The organism is Rhodanobacter ginsenosidimutans (genome assembly GCF_042655685.1).
Lineage (GTDB): Bacteria > Pseudomonadota > Gammaproteobacteria > Xanthomonadales > Rhodanobacteraceae > Rhodanobacter > Rhodanobacter ginsenosidimutans.
In genome coordinates this window covers 1,674,341-1,693,078 of record NZ_JBHSMM010000001.1, presented here as the reverse complement: position 1 = coordinate 1,693,078, position 18,738 = coordinate 1,674,341, and the positions used below count along the sequence as shown (strand labels likewise).

The following is an 18,738-nucleotide window of genomic DNA, read 5'->3' as shown; positions in this document are numbered from 1 at the left end:
AAAAGCTGTCCAACGCCCATCAGGCAACAGCTGCCAGTCGATATATTCACGCTGAGAGGACACCGGATGGCCATCTGGGAACTGAGATGCGCGACACCCAACGACTTCGCCATGCTCACGCCTGTCGACCGCGATGACCTTGAGGAGGACGTGTTCGATACCACGGGCACACCCAAGCAATGGCTGGACCGGCCACGGGTGACATACCACGTGGAGAAGCGCCGCAAGGTGCAAAAGCCGCAGGCCAACGTCGGCCTGCTCATCCCCGGAGCCCTGGTGCTGGACGAGAAAGCATGGGCAGCCCTTGGCGGGTTTCTTCTCCGATCCGGCCAACTGCTCGAACTCGACTGTGACGGCGAGCCACGCTGGTTCTACAACGTCACGCGCATGGTCGCCTGCGTGGACACCGCACGCTCGGAAACCTTCGAAGATGGCGGCATCGCGCACGAGGCTTTCGACGAATCCGCCGTCCCCGCCGAACCCCTCGTGTTCAAGGATCCGCACACGGCTCCGGTACGGATGTACGTCAACGATGCTGGCAAGGCCTTGATCGAGCGCATGACCGCCGAGGCCGGTTTGACCGGCATCGAGTGTGGCGAGCCCGGGCCGCTGTAGAGCTCGCAACCCAAGTCGCATCGGCAGTTAGGATATGTAGTCGGTTCAGCGAGCTGCACGCGGCAAGGAACTCCCTCTTCCCCGATCGACAGCAGCGGCTGGATTTTTTGACAAGGGACTTCAGGATCCATTTTCCAAGGAGCTCACATGATCCCCTTTCATGGCCACCAGTCACCTCGGTGCCGCAGTACCATTCGTTTCGGCAAACTGGTCACAGCGTGCGGAGTATGTCTGGCGGCTCTCGCATGCACGGCGTCACCTACCGGCACTTCATCGACAAAGAACATACCCGACGACTTACGCGCATTTGTCGCACCGTCCGACACGCTGCTCGCCTACAAGTTTGCCGACCTCTATGGCGACGCAACGACGGCGGCCGTGATCATCATTCGCCACAAGACCAGCGAAAAGAGCGATTACGATTTCGACAACAATCCCTGCGATCTGATGGTGCTGCGCCGGAAGAACGGCAAGTTGGTCGAAGTCGACCACAGCACAAAGGCGGTGGATTGCACGTACAACGATGTCGCACGCAATGCGCCCGCCATGTCGTTGAACGACAACCTGAGCGCGTCGCCGGCCAACATCGTCTACGTCAACCAGAAAGACAAGGGTGGCAGCAGCTTCCAGTTCTCGTGGTCGAAGGACAAGAGCACGTGGTACTTGCAACGCGCCACGGCATCCAATCCGGCTGGCAACAGCGTCGCCACGGTCGGCGCAGCGTATCCCACGGATTTCGCGTGGACGCCGATGTCATCCGTCGACCCGGATGCCATCGCTGAGATTCTCGAGAACCAGGGAAAGACGACCGAATGAAAGGGAGTTCGCGATGCCACAGTTCAATGAGAGTTCCGCCCTTTTGTTCAAACGCTGCGTCGAAGCAGGCATCGAATCACCTGCCGAGCTCGCCAACATCATGGGTAATGCGTCGGTCGAAACCGGCGGTTTCAGGACGATGCACGAACGACTGGGATACTCCTCGGTAGATACCGTCGTCGATGCCGTGAAGAGCGCCGCCACAAGGTACACGCGTGAGGAGATTCAGGCCGCCGTCGACAGTCACGATCCGAAAGAAGTCGCCAAGGTGCTGTACGAGGGCCGTGCTGACCTGGGCAACAACACGCCGGGGGATGGCTACAGGTTTCACGGCCGCGGCTATTTTCAGTACACCGGGCGGCACAACTACACCACTTTTGGCAACAGGTTCGGAGTTGATCTCGCAAACAACCCCGATCAGGCAGCTGAACCGGAAACAGCGGCAAAACTCGCCATCGCCTACTGGAAGGACAAGATTCCGGAAAAATACCGGGAAGACGCCAAGCGCGCAGGAGCCATCATCAATGGCGGACCCAATGGCGCCAACGAACGCGTGGCACAGTCAGAGCTCTGGAAAAGCACCATTACTCCAGAGCTCGTCAACGGGGTCAAGGATGGAACGATCAGTCTGGATCAACTTGCCATGTTGGGCCTGGACGAGCACGCCAACGTGCACGATTCCGAGCCTAGATTCGGCGAAACCATGCGCAGGGGCGACCACGGCACGGGCGTAGCAGCACTACAGACCAGGCTCGGCCAACTGGGATACACCGATGAATCCGGTCATCCATTACTGTCCGACGGAGACTTCGGTCCAACGACGCTCGGTGCCGTCAAGGCATTCCAGAGTGACCATGGATTGGCCAACGATGGTGTAGTCGGCACTGACACCACCAAAGCACTTCAACAAGCGACCCTGCAGCCATCCCGCTCGCAAACCAGGACCATGGATCACCCGCAACACCCCGGCAACCTCATGTTTCAGCAAGCGCTTGCCTGCGTTGAACGGCTCGATGCGTCGCACGGGCGCGCCACCGATTTCCAGAGCTACAACCTCTGTGGCGCGCTGGCTCTGGCGGCTCGGCAGCAAGGGTTGGAGCGGATCGACCATGTGCTTCTCAGCGAGGACGCCATGCGTGCCATCGCCGTGCAGGGTGACGCCCATTCATTGCTGAGGCACTTCGCGGACGTGGACGTGATGAGCGGCATCACTACACCGCTCGCACAGAGCAGCGCGGACTGGCCGCAACTTCACCCCCAGACGATGCCTTCGCCTGGCCCGATGATGCCGACGCCGATGCAACGCTAGTTCCCAAACCGGGGCGGAGAAATACGGCCGACCATCGCCCTGCGCGGACCTGCAGGACCGTGCCGTACTGCTACAAGCCAGAAGAAACCCGACGTCCTCAGTCCCGGCTTTCGCGCATCCACGTGGCGGAGACCTCGCGGCCACGGGCCAGGTTATCGACCACCAGGATCAGCTGGTTGTCGTGGTCGCTGTAAAGCACCTCGATGTTCACGCCGGCCTCTGCCATGCGTCCGCAAAGCGCGCCCAGCTGGCCGGGCACATCCTGGCGCAGGCGCTGCACCAGGACGTCGCTCACCGCCATGACACGGATGCCCGCATCCGCGAGGGCCGCTTCGGCCTTGCTCGCGGCGGCGTCATGCACCAGAAAGTGCGCGAGGCCCAGCCCGCCGCCGACCCAGGCGCCGCCGCCCTCCACGCTGACTCCGGCACGGCCAAGTGTTTGACCCAGCCGGGCCAGTGAGCCCGGCTGGTGATCCAGGACGATGCTCAAGTCCTTCATGGCAGAAACTCCTTGGCGACCGGTCTCTGCACCGCGACGACCTCGACGTCGGCAGCACACACGACGGGGCGATGCGCGACGGGGAAATTGCACGAGTTGGCAATGAAGCACAGCCGGTGCGCCTGTTCGTGTAGCGCCATGGCACGGTCGACCACAACGTCATCGTCCACCATCACGTTCGGGTGCAGCAGCACGCTGCTGAACTGGCCGCCGCCGTCGGCGCGCGTCTGCATCACACCCTCGGCCCGATCAAGATACGACACGACGCGGAGACGCTGGCGCGCGCACAAGGCCAGGTAGGTCAGCATGTGGCAACTGCTCAGCGCGATCAGCAGCAGGTCTTCCGGATTGTGCAGGTCTGGATCGCCAAGGAAGCCGGGATCCGCCGAGCCGCGCAACGTGGGCTTGCCTTCAACAAGCGCGGCATACTCACGGCCGTAATCGCCGTACCGGCTTGTGCCGTCGCCGTGGTTGCCGTGCCATTCCAGCACGGCGGTATATCGGTGAAGATCGTGGGGCATGGCGGACCTCGCAGCAGTGGGGCGGTCATCATGCGTCGCGTCCACCCGCTTTACTTCGATGGGTATCGAATCATGCCGCAACCCGACCTGGCGAACATCGCCGCCCTGCTTGCCGACCCCAGCCGCGCCACGATGCTGGCAGCCCTGATGGATGGCCGCGCCCTCACCGCCACCGAACTCGCCGCAACCGCACAGGTCAGCGCGCCCACCGCCAGCAGCCACCTCGCGCGGCTGACCACTTCGGGTTTGCTGACCATGATCAAGCAAGGGCGGCACCGTTACTTTCGCATCGCCAACGAAGCCGTCGCGCATGTCGCCGAAACCCTGATGGCGATCGCCGCTGGGCATCCGTCGCCCGCTCCACGCACCGGCCCGTCCGACAAGGCATTGCGCCGCGCCCGCGTGTGCTACGACCACCTTGCCGGCGAACTGGGCGTGCAACTTCTCAATGGCCTGCTCGCCGCCGGTTACCTCAGCGAACGCGACGGCGCGCTCACCCTGCCGCCCGCGGGCGAACGCTGGTGCATCGAGTTCGGGATCGACCTTGCCACCCTGCGCCACTCGCGCCGCCCGCTATGTCGCGGCTGCCTCGACTGGAGCGAGCGACGCACACATCTCTCCGGTGCACTTGGCGCCGCGATCCTGGAGCGAATGCTCGCTCGCGGCTGGGTGCGTCGCCAGAGCCAGGGCCGTGCGCTGGTCGTGTCACCGGCTGGTGTGCGATTTGTCCAACAACTCTAGGCAAATGACTGCGGTGCGACGGACTATTTCGTCCTCTGCACGATCGTGGTGTGGGATGGCGACCTGCGACTCAGCGCCGACCAGTGGGACCATTTCAGCTTCAAGGGCAAACGCTGGGAACACGCCCGCAGCGCGGCCCGGCAACGCTACCTGCTAAACGCATATCGCGTGCTGCTCACACGTGCACGACAAGGGATGGTCATCGTGGTTCCGGAAGGCAGCAGCGAGGATCCGAGCCGGAAGCCAGGCTATTACGACCCTGCCTTCGGGTTGCTCGCCAGTCTGGGCATACCCCGGTTGTAGCGCAAACCGGGGCGGACCAGCTCCTTGCGCGTCACGCCGGGGCCCTGACGATCACCCGCCTTCTCGGCAGCAAGCGTCAATGGCCGTCCAAACCATCGCGCAGTGCCTCGGCGAATGCCTGCGGTTGGTCGATCCAGGCGCAATGCCCGGCATCGCGGATGACGTGCAGGTGGACTTTTCCCGCCTTGGCCAGGGCGGACCACAAGCGGGCTGACGGATCGAGATAGTCGCTGTCACCCTGGATCACCGTGATCGGTACCGGATGCGCGGCGATCGCCGGCCGCACGTCCCACGCGGGCATGCTCGCGGCAATCGCGGCACCCGCCGCGTGGTTGTAGTAGATGCCGCCGCTGGTGAGCTGGTGCCAGCGTTCCACGTGCACCAGGTCCAGCGGCGCGTTGTAGCGGATGCGCAAGCGCATCCTCGCCTGCCGCGGCGTGTCGCGGTGCTTGTCCGACGGCAGGCCGGCTTCGGCCAGCGCCCGCGCGATGGCGTCTTCGCGCGACATCATGGTGGTTTCCCGCTGCTCCAGCGCCTTGTCGTAAGCATCCGACATGTCCTTGTTCATTACCGGCGGCATGCTTCCGGCCAGCACCATGCGCTCCACGTGCGTGGGGTAAGCGCGGTAATAGGCCATGGCCAACAGGCTGCCGAACGAGTGGCCGAACAGCGCCAGTCGATCGCGACCCAGCGCAACCCGCAATGCCTCCAGGTCATCCACCATCTGCCGCATGGTCAGCTTGCCCTCCGTTCCCGCCGGCACCGGCGACAACACGCTGCCGCGCTGGTCGTACAGGACGAAAGCATGCCGCTTCAGCTGCGGTCGCAAGGCATCGATGATGTAGTGGAAATCGCGCCCCGGCCCGCCATGCAGGAACACCACCGGCGCGCCCTGCCCGATCTCGGTCACGAACAACTTCGCAACGTGATCCGTCGTCGGCAGATACCAGGCGTTGCGCTGCACCTGGTTGAAGACATCGTGCGCCCCGGGCTCCGTCGCGCCGTTGGCGTCGGCCGCATTGGCGGCGGTGCATACGAGGCCAGCAGCCAGAACCAAGGTAAAAAGACGAAGCACGCGCATGGCAGCCATCCTTCATGAAGACGGCAAGAGGTTACAGCGCTCCTTTTCCTCGCGCCCCCTCTTCCGAAAAAACGCATACGCCCAATGAGTGGCTCTTGGCCCTATACATGGCGGCATCTGCAGCGCGCAGGTAGTCGTCGGTTGTTGCAAAGCCGGCCTGGCTGCTGACCACCCCGATGCTGGCGCCGCAAGTCACGCTGTGCGCGCCGAGCTGATAGGGAGCAGCGAGGGCAATGGCCATCTGCCGGGCGCGCTCGATCGCACCGACGTGGTCGACAGACTCAAGCAGCACGTTGAATTCGTCGCCACTCATGCGGGCGACGAGATCGACCGCCCGCACACAGGATTCGAGCCGGCGGGCAACCTGCTGCAACAGCTGGTCACCCACATGGTGCCCAAGCGTGTCATTGATGGTCTTGAACTGGTTGAGGTCCAGCAACAGCACGGCGAATGTATTGTCGGCGCGTGCCGGCGCGTCTGCCGCTTGGGAGGCATGGTCCCGATGCAGAGCCACCGCGTGCTCAAGGCGATCGCGGAACAACGGCCGGCCTGGCAGATTGGTCAAGGCGTCGTACGAGCTGCCGCGCTCGGCCAGATCGCTCAATGACCCGGCCATCCGCACGGCAACGCCAGCTTCGAAGTGCGCCACCCCGCGCCAGTTGAGCCACACCAATCGCCCCGATCCATGACGCGCGCGAAAATCCACCGAAAAATTCGGCCGATCGCCCGACAGGTGCCTTCGATACGCCGCCTGCACGCGCTCGTGGTCATCGGGGTCGATGAGCTGCTGCAGGAAGTGCCAGCCGTCATCATGCAGACCGCCGGCGCCGCTCAGCCCGACAATCTCATGGAAGCGCTGGGACACGTGCAGGACATCCGTCTGCAGGTCCCAATCCCAGATGCCGTCATTGGAGCCGCGCGTGGCCAGCGCATAACGGTTGTCGGATTGCACCAGCTCCAGCTCGGTATGTTTCTGCCGGGTCACGTCGATCATCAGGCCGATCATGCGATTCGGGCGATCCTTGTCGACATCCACGCGACACAGGTCGCGCACCCATACGACCTTGCCGGATTTGGTGATCAGCCGGTAACTCATCTCGTACGCATAACTGTGCGTCGCGTTGTACGCGGCGTTGTCAATGACCAAGGCCTCTTCCAGATCATCGGGGTGCACGCGCGAACGCCAGAACCCCGGGTCGGCCCGCCACTCCTCCACCGTGAAACCAAAAAGGCGCTCCACCTGCGGGCTCAGAAACGTATTGCCCACGCCGCGTTCGGCTTCCCAAACCACGCCGTCGATGGTTTCCAGCAGCCGCAGGAAGCGCTGACGGACCTCCACCAGCACCTGCTCGGTAATCTCGACAATCTCGATCAGCACACCCTGGCGGCTGATCACCCGCTCGGCGTCGTCTGTCTTCGGCTGGAGTTTCAGCCGCATCCAGCGATAGTCCGCGTTGGCCACGCGCAACCGGAACACCGGCATGCCCGACCGCAAGGTGCCCGTGTCGTCGGGATGCACGAAGTCCAGCAACGACCGGCCCAGCGCCTCCTCCACCGAATGCCCCGTTAGCTTGTGCCAGGCGGGATTCACGTAGGTGATCGTCCACAAGGCATCGGTTTGCACCACCGCCTCGGGCAGCAGTTGCAGCAGTTCCAGAGGCGGTGTCAAACGGTCGGGCATTGCTGTTTATGCTTACCGAAGCACCCTCACCAGTCCAGCCCTCAGGCATGACGCCTGGGTCGACCAGCCCGGAGTACATCGAGAGGCCGACGCGCCAGCCTGCCGCGTGCGCACTGACCGGGCATCGCATCGCGCTGCCGCGAAATGCGCCGAAACCTGATGCGCGCCCGGCATCGATGGCAGGAAGACAACGGAAGGGTCCCGGGTCAATGGATGCCGATCCGGGTGGCAACAGGGCCAATCGGCACGCCGCGCCGGGAGGCTTCAGGGCGCCGGCAACACGCTGCTAATCTCGCGGCATGAATCTGCGACATGCATCGGCAAGCCTGTTGTTGTGGCTGTGCGCGGCGGCGTACGTCTGCGCTGCCGAGCCCGCAACCATCGAGCGCTCGGCCACGTTGGCCGACGTCTTTCCGGCGGCGCAGGTCCAGGCGCTGCGATCGGTGTTGCCCGCCGATCAGCGGGTAACGTGGGCCGTGCGCTTGCCGTCGACCTCACCGCGCAGCGTGCTGGTATTCGTCAGCCCCAACGCCGCGGCCGACCCACCGCCGGGCTGGGACACGGTGCTGGATCGGCACGCCACGGTGTGGATCGCCGCCCGCGATTTCGGTAATCCGGCACCGAGCCATCAACGCGTACTGGTCGCATTGATGGGATTGGCGCTGGCACGGCGTGACTACGTGCCGACCGACGCGCGTCGCTACATCGGCGGCATGTCCGGCGGCGGACGCATCGCCAGCATCGCCGCCACCACCTTCCCGCAGCGGTTCGACGGGGCGCTGTACCTCGCGGGCGCGGACGATTTCGGCCAGGCCGAGCCAGCGCGGCTCGCCGCCATTGCCGCGAATCGCTACGTATTCCTGACCGGCGACAAGGACTTCAATCGCCGCGAAATGCGGCAGGTCCACCAACGCTATCGCAAGGCCGGCGTACCACAGACCCTGCTGCTCGACCTGCCGCACTTCGCTCATCACTATCCTGGCGCGAACGATCTCGAACGCGCACTGGCCTTCCTCGATGGCGGGGCTGAGCGATGAAGAAGACAGCCACCGCTCCCTTCGATAGCGACGATCGCGCCCGACCTCGATACGCCGTATCCGGAGGCGATGGCCGATGCCACTTGCTGGTGGATCGAGAACGCGCTTCGTCCCGTATGATTCTCTCTCGAATCGGGCTGGCGTCGGGGGGCGCGGGCCGCGATGCGGTGAAGCGATTGCACAATAATCCGAACCACCCTTCCCATACCCGGCGCTGACACCATACGAACGGAGCCCTGATGAGACACAACAAACTCGGCACGCTGGCGACCCTGCTCGCCGTTTCCCTCGCCGCATGCACGCAAGCCCAGGATGCCGAAGATGCCCCATCGGCAAAAGCCGCCCATGGCGAGAACCTGTCCGAAGCCTGCAGCTCCGTCGATGCCGAGACCGGTGAGCTGGTGCCTTTTGCGCGCCTGATCCAGTTACGCATGGAATTGCGCTACCGCACCGATTACCGCCACGAATTCGACAGCGGCGACGGCACCGCAAGCAACCAAACCGAAATGAACGCGCTCGTCCAGGGCTCTGCCGACCTGCTCGCCTGCACATGGAAGGAATTCGGCTACAACCAGTACATGTTCCACCCCGCCAGTGAAGACGACCTGCCGCCCTTTCCCAACACCGCGTCCGGCACCGCAAGCCTGAAAGGTCTGGCGACCACGCATGCCGTGGTACACGGTGAAACCATCACCTCGAAGCAAACCGTGCAGGCCAGCGGCAAGCTCCGGGGGCTCACCTTGGCGATACCGACCCGCGACGAAACCATGCCGGACGACGATGGCACCTGCATCCTGGTGGATTTCGACGCCCCAATGTCCGGCAGCCAGGTGCTCGATGCCACGGGCAGCGAGGGCGGCCACAAGCATGAGGAGTCGTCACCGGCGTCGCTGGTGGACAACAACTATTCGGCGTTCGACGTCAGAACCCACGCCGACGGCGAGTCCGAGTTCACCAATCATTCGCTGAGGCTCTGCGATGGCCCGCGCAACCGGCCCGACCCCATTCCGCAGGATCTGCCCGCCCGTGGCATGACGATCAGCCCGGACGAATCCGTGTGGAGCCGCAGCGGCGAATGGGTCGGCCACAACTCGATGCCATCCGAGCGCCGCTACCTCGACTTTTCACTCAAGGTCGTTCCCCGAACGCTGCCCTATCCGAACCCATAGCACCAGCAAGGACGTCTCACACAATTTGGACGTCCGGACGGCCGTCCTTCGGCCGCACAAAGGTCTTGTGCATTGGCCAGTGCGACACGCTGGACAGCTGGAAAGAGATCATCCTTACGACGCTGAACCGCGGCGGAGGAAATGAAGCGGCCACGGCAGCTCAATCGAACAAGCGGCGCTCGCGCCCTTCGTGATCGAGCAGCCAGCGCTTGCGGGCCAGGCCGCCCGCGTAGCCGGTCAGCGAACCGTTGCTGCCCAACGCGCGGTGGCAAGGCACGAACAGCGAAATCGAGTTGCGCCCCACCGCCGCGCCCACCGGATGAAACGCCTCGGGCCGGCCGATCGCCCGCGCCAACGCGGCGTACGTCGTCGTCTCCCCGCTTGGCACCTCGCACAGCGCGCGCCACACATGCTGCTGGAACGCGGTGCCTTCCGGCGCCAGTGGCATGTCCAGCTGCGTCAACTCACCCCCGAAATAGGCGTCCAGTTGCCGCGCCGCCTCGCGCAACAAGGCCGTCGTGGCCTTTCGCCACCCGGCTTCCGGCGAGATCGCCGGAAAGTACTTCTGCCCCTCGAACCAGCCGCCTTTCAGCGCCCCGTCGCGCTCGGCGACCACGAAAACCCCTAGCGGCGTATCGATGGGAAGGTAAACCAGATTGTCCAGCATGATGAAGACGAAAGCAGAGGGCTGACCACACGGCCGATGCGATGCACGGTACTCCCTGCGGCGGTTCGGGCGAAGCGTGCCCGCCTCGCTCCAAGCGCGCCAAGGGGATGGAGGAAGCCGAGAACGACGGATTCAGCGTCCTGCGTTCCGGTTCCGTGGCAGTCAGCCATCCGTCGAACGCGTCACCGCCTCCCACTTGTCGATTTCGGCAGCAGAAGCAGCGAGCTTTTCGCGAACCAGTTCAAGCGCATCGCTGCCGAGGAGCAAATGGCTGGGCGGCGAATCGCTGTCGATGATGGCCAACATCGCGCGAGCGGCCTTGCGCGGATCGCCCAGTTGTTTGCCGCTCTTTTCCTCGCGGCCCTTGCGGATGGGATCGAACAACGCGTCATAGCCGGCGATGGATCGAGGCGTCCGCAACATGGATCGGCCAGCCCAGTCGGTGCGAAACGAGCCCGGCGCCACCGCCGTCACGGCGATGCCGAAAGCTGCAACTTCCTTGCTCAGCGTGTCGGAAATCCCTTCCAGCGCGAACTTGCTGCCGCAGTAATAGGCAATGCCGGGCATGGTGATGAAACCGCCCATCGAGGTGATGTTGAGGATGTGCCCACGGCGGCGCCCGCGCATGTATGGCAGCACGGCTTTCATCATCGCCACCGCGCCGAACACGTTGACGTCGAACTGGCGACGCATGTCCTCCAGCGGCGATTCTTCCATCACGCCCTCGTGGCCGTAACCGGCATTGTTGACCAGCACATCCACCGGGCCGATGTCGGCTTCGACCTCGGCTATCACGCCATCGATGGCGTCGAAGTCGGTGACGTCGAGGATGCGTGCGAAGGCGCGGGCGGCGTCGAGCGCCTCAAAGGATTGCCTGGCTTCCGCGCTGCGAACCGTACCGACGACCCGGTGGCCGGCCGCGAGCGCCTCTTGCGCGAGAGCGCGACCGAAGCCGCTGCTCACGCCCGTGATCAGCAGTGTTTTTGGAGATGACATGACATAGCCTGCAATGAAAGGGAGGATGCATACTATTCTTCTGGCATGTGGACTTACGCGCCGAATATTCCCTGTTTATTGCCTATTCTTATGAAGTGACAGTGCCATGAAGAGAGCGGGATCGACACCACCCAACGCGGAATCGGATCAGCAACGCATGGTGCGCCTGCTTCGGGCGCTCGCGCCCGCGGAGGGCTACAACCTGACCGCGCTGCCGGACGTACGCATCCTGCGCTCCGACCGCCCGCTGTCGCGCACGCCGGTGCTCTACGACCCCGGGATCGTCATCGTGTGCCAGGGATGCAAGCGGGGCTATTTCCGCGATCAGGTATATCGCTATGACGCGCAGCACTACCTGGCCGTGTCCGTTCCGGTGCCTTTCGTGATGGAAACCGAGGCGTCGAGACAACGCCCTCTGCTGGCCATCTACATGCACCTGGATTTCCAGGTGGCGGCGGAGTTGATGATCCAGATCGACCATCACGGCGCGCCCGCATCCGCGGCTGCGCCGCAAAGCATGATGTCCAGCCCGATGGATGCGGCGATGAAATCATCGGTACTGCGTTTCCTCGAGGCGATGGGCAAACCCCTCGACGCCCACGTACTCGGTCCGGCACTGGTACGGGAACTGTACTTTCATGTGTTGACCGGCGCCCAGGGCAGCGCCATGCGCGCGGCGCTGGCGATGCAGGGGCAGTTCGGCAAGATCGGCAAGGCGCTGCGACGCATCCACGCCGCGTATGCGCAACCATTGAACCTCACGCAACTTGCCAACGAGGCGGGCATGAGCGTGCCGACCTTCCACAGCCACTTCAAGGCGATCACCGGCATGCCGCCCATGCAGTACGTGAAGTCGGCGCGGCTGCACCAGGCGCGGCTGTTGATGGTGCGCCAAGGCATGACAGCCACGGCCGCCAGCTATGCCGCCGGTTACGAAAGCCCGTCGCAATTCAACCGCGAGTTCAAGCGCCTGTTCGGCCGTCCACCCGTCGAGGAAGCCAGGCGCATGCGCGAGAGCTTTGCGCTTCCACCAGCCCACGCGGCGTCCGCATACATTTCATCGCACTGAGCATGTCCAGCGCGGTGGCCGTCGTGCGCAGCGCTTCATCGACACCTTTCTTCCCGGCCCGGAAAACACCCATGACGCATCCGCCCGAACCCGCTGCCAAACGCGCACCTCCACCGCGCATCCCCTCCGTCTTCATCGCGGGCGTGCGCTATGCCCAGGTTCCCGGCGACGTTGAAACGGATGGTCAGATCGGCGGCTTCCTTGCGGCTTACGACGCGTCCAACCGCGAAATCTGGCGCATCAAGGTTTACGACAATCCACGACGCCCCGAACTGGAAGGCGATGTGCAGGACGTATGGTTCCGCTCACTGCGCGCCGAAGGCGGCAAGCTGCTGATCGAGAACGAACGAGGATTGCGGCTTAAGGTCGATCCCGCGACGCGGCACATCTCCGGCCACCCGGCGCCCGCTCCCGGGCCCCCACCGGACACCGATCCTATCTCCGGCCAGCCGCGCATCCGTCGGCCAGAAGCAAAAGATGCCGGGACGATCTGAACGTTCCGGCGCTGCGGGCGGAGGAAGCCCGCAGCGCCGGATCCAACGTCCTCCGCCCTTTTTCGACATCGGGGCGACCCGGCTATCCTGTGAATCATCTACCGCGAGGCGCCCGACATGTTTCGATTCCTGCTGTTGTCATTGATGCTGGCCATCATCCCGCTGGCCGGATACGCCGCCACGCCGGCCGAGGCCGCACTGGCGGGTTTACCGAATGTGTCGTTCCCGGCGCCGCACCGGGTTGCTTCCGGTAGGCTGCACACGGTTGACGTGGCGGCGCTGAAACGCGCCGGCATCGAACAGGTCATCGATCTCAGTGCCGACAGCGAGACGCCCGATTTCGACGAGGCTGCCGCAGTGCGAGCCGCCGGCATCAGCTATCACGCGTTGCCGATCCACGGCGCCGGCGACCTGACGCGCGCCCGCGTCAGACAGTTCGACCGGTTGCTGCAGGACGCGGGCGAGCAACCGACGCTGGTGCATTGCGCCAGCAGCAATCGGGTGGGCGCCATGATCGCGTTACGCGCCGCCCTGGTGGATGGCCTGCCCACGGAAGCCGCGCTGGCCGAGGGTCGGCGATGGGGCATGAAGATCCTGGAGCCCGCCGTACGCGAACGCTTGCACGCATGGTCTGGCGAACCAACCGAAAAACCCCATTGAACACCCGCCATTGCCGCTCATGCACTGGGCGATGCGCCAACTGAGCCGCCAACGTGCCTGCGAGCCATCTTTCGAGATGACTCCGGAACCGGGCATGGGTGCACCGCCCTCTTCCACGTCGTCACCCCTGCGTGCGGGACCTTAAGTAAACCTGACGCCCGTTTTGTTTCTCCGCGATCTCTTCAGGCATCCTTACCCATCGATGCCCAACTGGAGGTCGCAGCGGCCATGACGGATGAATCGAAGATCGCAAACGTGAAACCGGACCACGCCGCCTCGGGAACCTCCGGCGACACGGCAGCGATCGGCAAGATCACGCGCCGGGAATTTCTCGCGGGCTCGGCCATCGCCGCGACCGGTTTGATGATCGTGCCCCGCCACGTTTTGGGCGGGATCGGCTACACGCCGCCCAGCGATCGATTGAACATTGCCGGCATCGGCGTCGGCGGCATGGGCATGCACAACGTGCGCGCCCTGGCCGGTGAGAACATCGTGGCCCTGTGCGACGTGGACTGGCACTACACGGAGAAGAGCTTTCACGGGATGGTCGACGGCTTGGGGAAAGCGCAGGCCCGCCTCGACAAGGCCCGGACCGCCAAGGAACGCCTGAAGCTGCAGGACGAGATCAAGCAGACGAAGCTGCTTTCCAGCAAGTTCAATTCGGTCAAGCGCTATACCGACTACCGCCGCATGCTCGAGCAGCAGAAGGACATCGACGCGGTGGTGATCGCGACGCCCGACCACCTGCATGCCGTGATCGCCAGCGCGGCGATGAGCCATGGCAAACACGTATACGTGCAGAAGCCACTCACCTGGTCGATCGACGAGGCCCGCACGCTGGCCAGGAAGGCCAGGGAAAACCCGAAGATCGTCACGCAGATGGGCAACCAAGGCCACTCGACCGACGACGCCCGGCTGATCAACGAGTACATCGCTGCCGGGGCGATCGGCGAAGTCAGCGAGGTCCACGTCTGGACCAACCGCCCGCTTGCCTACTGGCCGCAGGGCATTCCACGCCCGCAAGCCAGGCCACGGCCGGACGACGCGAGCTGGAACGAGGACGCGGTGATGGATCGGCTCGCCAATGCCATGGTCGGCAATTATCCCAAGCCGGAAGGGCTGGCATGGGATCTCTTCCTGGGCCCCGGTCCCGTCGTCGATTACCACCCCGTGTATCACCCGTTCAACTGGCGCGGCTGGGTGGATTGGGGCGTGGGTGCCATCGGCGACATGGGCGCGCACCTGATCGATTCGCCGTTCTGGTCGCTGGACCTGGGTTTCCCCACGGCCGTGGAAACCGTATCGACGCCATTCAACGGCGCGTCGTATCCCGTGGCGACGATGACGTACTACGAGTTTCCGGCACGCGGCGGCAGGCCGCCGGTGAAGCTCACCTGGTACGACGGCGCCTTGCTGCCGCCCGGGCTGCAAGCGCTGGGTGCGGGGCAGCTGAGCAAGGACGGCGGTGTCCTCTACATCGGCGACAAGGGCAAGCTGATCCACGAGACGTACGGCGCCAACCCGCGCCTGTTGCCGCAGTCGTTGCACGATGCGGTGGGCAAACCTCCGCAGAAATACGCGCGCATCAAGACGTCGCACGAGATGAACTGGGTGGATGCCTGCAAGGGCCGAGCGGAAGCGTCGTCGCCGTTCTCGTACGCCGCACAACTGACCGAGGTGATGCTGCTGGGCATCGTGTCCCTGCACGCGGGCGGCAGGATCGAGTACGACGCGCAGAACATGCGCATCACCAATGCGCCGTCAGCCAACCAGTTCCTGCGGCGCGAGTATCGCGAAGGCTGGGTCATCTAGGACCAGACCGGGAAACCGGATCGAACCCTGGTTTCCCGCCGGGCTACCGCATCAAGGCGGTGGGTGCCCGACGCGTGTCCGAAAAAGCCGGGCCATTCAACCAGGCCCGTTTACCTTTTTGTTTTCAGGTGACGCCGGGAGGCCCATCGCGTACCGTTGCCGCATGGCAAAGCACAAGACGTCGCTCGCGACACGCATCCTCTGGGGACTGGTCATCGGCATCGTGGCCGCGCTGGCCACGCTCGCCATCGGCCAGTGGCATGCACCGACTCTGGCCTTCATGCAACGCGTGTCCTCGGCCGTGTTCGACCCGTTCGGGCAGGTATTCCTGCGCCTGCTTTTTTTCGTGGTCATCCCGCTGGTGTTCTCGTCGCTGGCTTCGGGCATCGTGCAACTGGGGCAGCTGAACAGGCTCGGCCCGCTGGCAGCACGCACCTTCGCCTTGTTCGCGGCCAACATGGTGATCGGCGTGGCCATTGGCCTGGTACTGATGAACCTGCTGCAGCCGGGCCACCACATCGATCCGCTCACCGCGCAGAAACTGATGGCCGAGTACGGCGGCTCGGCCGTGCAAAGCGTGCGCACGCACGCCGAGCAACCCAGCCTCAGCCTCGGCCTGTTGGTGGAAATGTTCATGCCGCGCAACCTGTTCGGCGCGGTAGTGGGCAATAACCGCGGGGTCATCGGCGACGTGCTGCCGCTGATCCTGTTCGCCATCCTGGTCGGCGCCGCGGGCACGCAGCTGGCGCCCGACAAACGCCAGCGCCTGCAGGATGGCCTGGACCTGATCAGCGAGTTGATGACGAAAATCGTCGACTTTGCGTTGCAGCTGGCCCCGTATGCCGTGCCGGCGATGATTTACAGCGTGATCGTGAAGGTGGGGCTGGACGTGGTATTGGCCCTGTCCGTGTTCGTAGTCGGCTGCCTGCTGGCCATGGCGCTGCACCTGTTCGGCACCATGTCGTTGTGGATCGCCTTGCTGGCGCGCAAATCGCCATGGGCATTCTTCAAGAACATCCGGCCCGTGCTGGTCACCGCTTTCAGCACCAGCTCCAGCAATGCCACGCTGCCCACCTCGCTGGCCATCGCCCAGGAAGAACTCAAGCTGCGCCCCACCACCTCGGGCTTCGTGCTGCCGCTGGGCGCAACCATGAACATGAGCGGCACGGCGCTGTTCGAGGGTTGCGTGGTGTTGTTCATCGCACAGGTGTTCGGCGTCGAGCTGAGTCTCGCTACCCAGGTCATCATGCTGTTGCTGGCGGTGCTCAGCGCCGTGGCCGTGTCCGGCATCCCGGGCGGTTCGCTGCCTATGATCGCGGGGTTGCTGGCTACGTTCGGGATACCTCCGGAAGGCATCGGCATCATCATCGGCGTGGACCGCCTCCTCGACATGGCGCGCACCACGGTCAACGTGGGCAGCGATATCGTCACCGCGCAAATCGTCGATGACAGCCTTAAGCGGGCCGAGGCGCGAAACGCGCGGGCGTAGTTACCGTGGGCCGCCCGGCTCATCGCAGGCCTGTGCACGCGCCAGCAGAACCGCTCGTTCACGCGCATTGGCGGTGAGCGATGCCGCCAGCTCGAACGCGTTGCGCGCTTCATCCAGACGACCCAGTTGCCGCAGCAAATCGCCGCGCACCGCCGGCAAGGGCGCGTAGTCGCGAAGCTGCCCTGCGTCCTCCAGCGCGTCGACGATGGTGAGTCCGGCGGCGGCGCCCTGCGCGCGGCTCACCGCCACCGCACGGTTGAGTTCAACCACGGGTGAAGGCATCACCTGCACAAGCTGCGCGTACAAGCCTGCAATCCGCGGCCAGTCGGTATCCTCCATCCGCAATGCGCGTGCGTGACACGCAGCGATGGCTGCTTGCAGCGCATAGGCACCGCCGGCTCCACCGAGGCGTTGCGCACGCTCCAATGCGGCCAAGCCACGCTGGATCTGCAGGCGATCCCAACGCGCGCGATTCTGTTCGGGCAGCAGGATCGGCGTGCCGTCGGCCTCGGTGCGTGCCGGTATCCGAGACGCCTGCAATTCCATCAGGGCCAGCAGGCCGAACACTTCGGCTTGATCCGGCAGCAGCCCCACCAACACGCGCCCCAGCCGCAACGCTTCCTCGCACAACGCAGGACGCATCCAGTCTTCACCACCGGTCGCGGCGTAGCCTTCGTTGAAGACCAGGTAGAGGACTTCGAGCACGGCGTCGAGACGTTCGGGAAGCTCGGCCCTGCGCGGTATCTCGAACGCCACCGCCTCCTTCGACAGCTTGCGCTTGGCGCGCACGATGCGCTGAGCCACCGTCGGCTCGGCTTGCAGGAAGGCGCGGGCGATCTCCGGCGTGCTCAATCCGCCGAGCAGGCGCAGGGTCAGCGCCACCCGCGATTCCATCGGAAGCACCGGGTGGCACGCCACGAACAACAGGCTCAGCAAGTCATCGCCGATGTCGTCGTCCGCCTTGTCCGGCGCTTCGTCACCCTGCATGTCGGCTCCGTGCAGCTCCCGTTCGATGCCGAATGCATCGTGTTTGCGCGCGTGCAAGGCGCGCTGGCGCAGATGATCGATGGCGCGATGCCTGGCGGCGGTCATCAGCCACGCCGCGGGGTTGTCGGGCATGCCATCGCGCGGCCAGCGTTCCAGCGCGCCCAGCAATACGTCTTGCGCCAGCTCCTCCGCGGTGTCGATGTTGCCGGTCATGCGCGCGATGCGCGCCAGCAGCCGTGGCGATTCCATTCGCCACAGCGTGTCCAGGGCACGATGTATCGCGTCGGGGTGGGTGCTTGCCATCATCGCCATCGATCACATCATCCCCGGCAGCCTGCCGCAAGCGTGCCTATCCCTGTCGCACCGGCTCATCAGGTCGGCATCTGCGTCTCGTCCATCCAGAACACTTCCCATTGGTGTCCGTCCGGGTCGGCAAACCCATGCTGAACCATGAAACCGTAGTCCTTCGACTCGATCGTCGGGGTGGCACCGGCCGCAAGCGCCCTGGCCATGAACGCCTCAACGTCGGCACGACTGTCGAGCGACAGCGCCAGCAAGGTCTCGGTGCTGGCACGCGCATCGGCAATGGGCTTGTTGGTAAAGCCGGCGAAGAAGCTTTCCGCCAGCAGCATCACGCCGGTGCGTTCATTGATGATCAGGCACGCCGCATTTTCGTCGGTGAATTTCGGGTTGAACGAGAACTCAAGCGCCTCGAAGAAATCGACGGAGCGCTCCAGATCTTTCACCGGCAGGTTGACGTAGAGATTGCGGGGCATGGTTGTCCTTGGTGTG

20 protein-coding genes are annotated in these 18,738 nt (G+C 64.3%); 12 read left to right on the top strand and 8 right to left on the bottom strand.

Features of this window, described 5'->3' with window-relative positions; all coding sequences use genetic code 11:
- Positions 1 to 66: 66 nt before the first annotated feature.
- From ACFPK0_RS07450 to ACFPK0_RS07440, 3 genes are all read left to right on the top strand, one after another.
- The gene (locus ACFPK0_RS07450; protein WP_377339464.1) at positions 67 to 615 is read left to right on the top strand and encodes a hypothetical protein; all 549 of its coding nucleotides are present in this window, start codon (positions 67 to 69) and stop codon (positions 613 to 615) included.
- A gap of 147 nt (positions 616 to 762) precedes the next feature.
- The gene (locus tag ACFPK0_RS07445) at positions 763 to 1,431 is read left to right on the top strand and encodes a hypothetical protein (protein ID WP_377339462.1); all 669 of its coding nucleotides are present in this window, start codon (positions 763 to 765) and stop codon (positions 1,429 to 1,431) included.
- A gap of 13 nt (positions 1,432 to 1,444) precedes the next feature.
- Positions 1,445 to 2,740, top strand: a complete 1,296-nt coding sequence (locus ACFPK0_RS07440) for an XVIPCD domain-containing protein (protein WP_377339459.1) — start codon at positions 1,445 to 1,447, stop codon at positions 2,738 to 2,740.
- Between the two features lie 97 nt (positions 2,741 to 2,837).
- Here ACFPK0_RS07440 and ACFPK0_RS07435 read toward each other — a convergent pair whose 3' ends face one another.
- Both ACFPK0_RS07435 and ACFPK0_RS07430 read right to left on the bottom strand, forming a co-directional pair.
- Positions 2,838 to 3,239, bottom strand: a complete 402-nt coding sequence (locus ACFPK0_RS07435) for a hypothetical protein (protein ID WP_377339455.1) — start codon at positions 3,237 to 3,239, stop codon at positions 2,838 to 2,840.
- Positions 3,236 to 3,760, bottom strand: coding sequence for an OsmC family protein (locus tag ACFPK0_RS07430; RefSeq protein WP_056079714.1), 525 nt, complete (start codon positions 3,758 to 3,760; stop codon positions 3,236 to 3,238). Before ACFPK0_RS07430 ends, ACFPK0_RS07435 begins: the two co-directional genes overlap by 4 nt.
- Before the next feature lie 72 nt (positions 3,761 to 3,832).
- Here ACFPK0_RS07430 and ACFPK0_RS07425 point away from each other — a divergent pair, with 72 nt between their 5' ends.
- Positions 3,833 to 4,501, top strand: a complete 669-nt coding sequence (locus ACFPK0_RS07425; RefSeq protein WP_377339452.1) for an ArsR/SmtB family transcription factor — start codon at positions 3,833 to 3,835, stop codon at positions 4,499 to 4,501.
- Positions 4,502 to 4,546: 45 nt separating this feature from the next.
- Positions 4,547 to 4,804: a DNA/RNA helicase domain-containing protein gene (locus ACFPK0_RS07420; protein ID WP_377339450.1), complete on the top strand. Its 258-nt coding sequence runs from the start codon at positions 4,547 to 4,549 to the stop codon at positions 4,802 to 4,804.
- Positions 4,805 to 4,880: 76 nt separating this feature from the next.
- Here the strand turns inward: ACFPK0_RS07420 and ACFPK0_RS07415 are convergent, their stop codons facing one another.
- Positions 4,881 to 5,885: an alpha/beta fold hydrolase gene (locus ACFPK0_RS07415; protein WP_377339448.1), complete on the bottom strand. Its 1,005-nt coding sequence runs from the start codon at positions 5,883 to 5,885 to the stop codon at positions 4,881 to 4,883.
- A 31-nt stretch (positions 5,886 to 5,916) separates the two neighbouring features.
- Positions 5,917 to 7,566: a diguanylate cyclase domain-containing protein gene (locus ACFPK0_RS07410; RefSeq protein ID WP_377339445.1), complete on the bottom strand. Its 1,650-nt coding sequence runs from the start codon at positions 7,564 to 7,566 to the stop codon at positions 5,917 to 5,919.
- Positions 7,567 to 7,865: 299 nt separating this feature from the next.
- Between ACFPK0_RS07410 and ACFPK0_RS07405 the strand changes: the two genes are divergently transcribed.
- Positions 7,866 to 8,603 (top strand): alpha/beta hydrolase family protein, encoded by a 738-nt coding sequence (locus ACFPK0_RS07405; RefSeq protein WP_377339443.1) that lies wholly within the window; start codon positions 7,866 to 7,868, stop codon positions 8,601 to 8,603.
- Between the two features lie 239 nt (positions 8,604 to 8,842).
- Complete coding sequence (locus tag ACFPK0_RS07400) at positions 8,843 to 9,772, top strand: hypothetical protein (RefSeq protein WP_056079732.1); 930 nt, start codon at positions 8,843 to 8,845, stop codon at positions 9,770 to 9,772.
- A 160-nt stretch (positions 9,773 to 9,932) separates the two neighbouring features.
- Here ACFPK0_RS07400 and ACFPK0_RS07395 read toward each other — a convergent pair whose 3' ends face one another.
- Both ACFPK0_RS07395 and ACFPK0_RS07390 read right to left on the bottom strand, forming a co-directional pair.
- Entirely contained in the window at positions 9,933 to 10,439 is a 507-nt protein-coding gene (locus tag ACFPK0_RS07395; RefSeq protein ID WP_377339439.1) for a methylated-DNA--[protein]-cysteine S-methyltransferase, read from the bottom strand.
- A gap of 162 nt (positions 10,440 to 10,601) precedes the next feature.
- A complete protein-coding gene (locus tag ACFPK0_RS07390; RefSeq protein WP_377339437.1) occupies positions 10,602 to 11,435 on the bottom strand; it encodes an oxidoreductase in 834 nt (277 codons plus the stop codon).
- 157 nt (positions 11,436 to 11,592) lie between these two features.
- Between ACFPK0_RS07390 and ACFPK0_RS07385 the strand changes: the two genes are divergently transcribed.
- The 5 genes from ACFPK0_RS07385 (at position 11,593) to ACFPK0_RS07365 (ending at position 16,959) form a co-directional block, all read left to right on the top strand.
- Complete coding sequence (locus ACFPK0_RS07385) at positions 11,593 to 12,504, top strand: AraC family transcriptional regulator (protein ID WP_377339435.1); 912 nt, start codon at positions 11,593 to 11,595, stop codon at positions 12,502 to 12,504.
- A gap of 71 nt (positions 12,505 to 12,575) precedes the next feature.
- Positions 12,576 to 12,998, top strand: a complete 423-nt coding sequence (locus tag ACFPK0_RS07380) for a hypothetical protein (RefSeq protein ID WP_377339433.1) — start codon at positions 12,576 to 12,578, stop codon at positions 12,996 to 12,998.
- Between the two features lie 117 nt (positions 12,999 to 13,115).
- Complete coding sequence (locus ACFPK0_RS07375; RefSeq protein WP_377339431.1) at positions 13,116 to 13,658, top strand: protein tyrosine phosphatase family protein; 543 nt, start codon at positions 13,116 to 13,118, stop codon at positions 13,656 to 13,658.
- A 255-nt stretch (positions 13,659 to 13,913) separates the two neighbouring features.
- Positions 13,914 to 15,470 carry a Gfo/Idh/MocA family protein gene (locus ACFPK0_RS07370; protein WP_377339429.1) on the top strand — a complete coding sequence of 519 codons (1,557 nt, stop codon included), beginning with the start codon at positions 13,914 to 13,916 and terminating at the stop codon, positions 15,468 to 15,470.
- A 163-nt stretch (positions 15,471 to 15,633) separates the two neighbouring features.
- Entirely contained in the window at positions 15,634 to 16,959 is a 1,326-nt protein-coding gene (locus ACFPK0_RS07365; RefSeq protein ID WP_377339427.1) for a dicarboxylate/amino acid:cation symporter, read from the top strand.
- On the opposite strand, the gene ACFPK0_RS07360 is transcribed toward ACFPK0_RS07365, so the two are convergent.
- Together ACFPK0_RS07360 and ACFPK0_RS07355 are read right to left on the bottom strand one after the other, a co-directional pair.
- Positions 16,960 to 18,252 (bottom strand): RNA polymerase sigma factor, encoded by a 1,293-nt coding sequence (locus ACFPK0_RS07360; protein ID WP_377340298.1) that lies wholly within the window; start codon positions 18,250 to 18,252, stop codon positions 16,960 to 16,962.
- Positions 18,253 to 18,317: 65 nt separating this feature from the next.
- Positions 18,318 to 18,722 (bottom strand): VOC family protein, encoded by a 405-nt coding sequence (locus ACFPK0_RS07355; protein WP_377339425.1) that lies wholly within the window; start codon positions 18,720 to 18,722, stop codon positions 18,318 to 18,320.
- Positions 18,723 to 18,738 lie beyond the last annotated feature (16 nt).

Bases quoted from the DNA above. Each gene is read 5' to 3' on its own strand.
- ACFPK0_RS07450 (WP_377339464.1), top strand. From the start codon at position 67: ATGGCCATCTGGGAACTGAGATGCGCGACACCCAACGACTTCGCCATG.
- ACFPK0_RS07445 (WP_377339462.1), top strand. From the start codon at position 763: ATGATCCCCTTTCATGGCCACCAGTCACCTCGGTGCCGCAGTACCATT.
- ACFPK0_RS07440 (WP_377339459.1), top strand. From the start codon at position 1,445: ATGCCACAGTTCAATGAGAGTTCCGCCCTTTTGTTCAAACGCTGCGTC.
- ACFPK0_RS07435 (WP_377339455.1), bottom strand. From the start codon at position 3,239: ATGAAGGACTTGAGCATCGTCCTGGATCACCAGCCGGGCTCACTGGCC.
- ACFPK0_RS07430 (WP_056079714.1), bottom strand. From the start codon at position 3,760: ATGCCCCACGATCTTCACCGATATACCGCCGTGCTGGAATGGCACGGC.
- ACFPK0_RS07425 (WP_377339452.1), top strand. From the start codon at position 3,833: ATGCCGCAACCCGACCTGGCGAACATCGCCGCCCTGCTTGCCGACCCC.
- ACFPK0_RS07415 (WP_377339448.1), bottom strand. From the start codon at position 5,885: ATGCGCGTGCTTCGTCTTTTTACCTTGGTTCTGGCTGCTGGCCTCGTA.
- ACFPK0_RS07410 (WP_377339445.1), bottom strand. From the start codon at position 7,566: ATGCCCGACCGTTTGACACCGCCTCTGGAACTGCTGCAACTGCTGCCC.
- ACFPK0_RS07405 (WP_377339443.1), top strand. From the start codon at position 7,866: ATGAATCTGCGACATGCATCGGCAAGCCTGTTGTTGTGGCTGTGCGCG.
- ACFPK0_RS07400 (WP_056079732.1), top strand. From the start codon at position 8,843: ATGAGACACAACAAACTCGGCACGCTGGCGACCCTGCTCGCCGTTTCC.
- ACFPK0_RS07395 (WP_377339439.1), bottom strand. From the start codon at position 10,439: ATGCTGGACAATCTGGTTTACCTTCCCATCGATACGCCGCTAGGGGTT.
- ACFPK0_RS07390 (WP_377339437.1), bottom strand. From the start codon at position 11,435: ATGTCATCTCCAAAAACACTGCTGATCACGGGCGTGAGCAGCGGCTTC.
- ACFPK0_RS07385 (WP_377339435.1), top strand. From the start codon at position 11,593: ATGGTGCGCCTGCTTCGGGCGCTCGCGCCCGCGGAGGGCTACAACCTG.
- ACFPK0_RS07380 (WP_377339433.1), top strand. From the start codon at position 12,576: ATGACGCATCCGCCCGAACCCGCTGCCAAACGCGCACCTCCACCGCGC.
- ACFPK0_RS07375 (WP_377339431.1), top strand. From the start codon at position 13,116: ATGTTTCGATTCCTGCTGTTGTCATTGATGCTGGCCATCATCCCGCTG.
- ACFPK0_RS07365 (WP_377339427.1), top strand. From the start codon at position 15,634: ATGGCAAAGCACAAGACGTCGCTCGCGACACGCATCCTCTGGGGACTG.
- ACFPK0_RS07360 (WP_377340298.1), bottom strand. From the start codon at position 18,252: ATGATGGCAAGCACCCACCCCGACGCGATACATCGTGCCCTGGACACG.
- ACFPK0_RS07355 (WP_377339425.1), bottom strand. From the start codon at position 18,722: ATGCCCCGCAATCTCTACGTCAACCTGCCGGTGAAAGATCTGGAGCGC.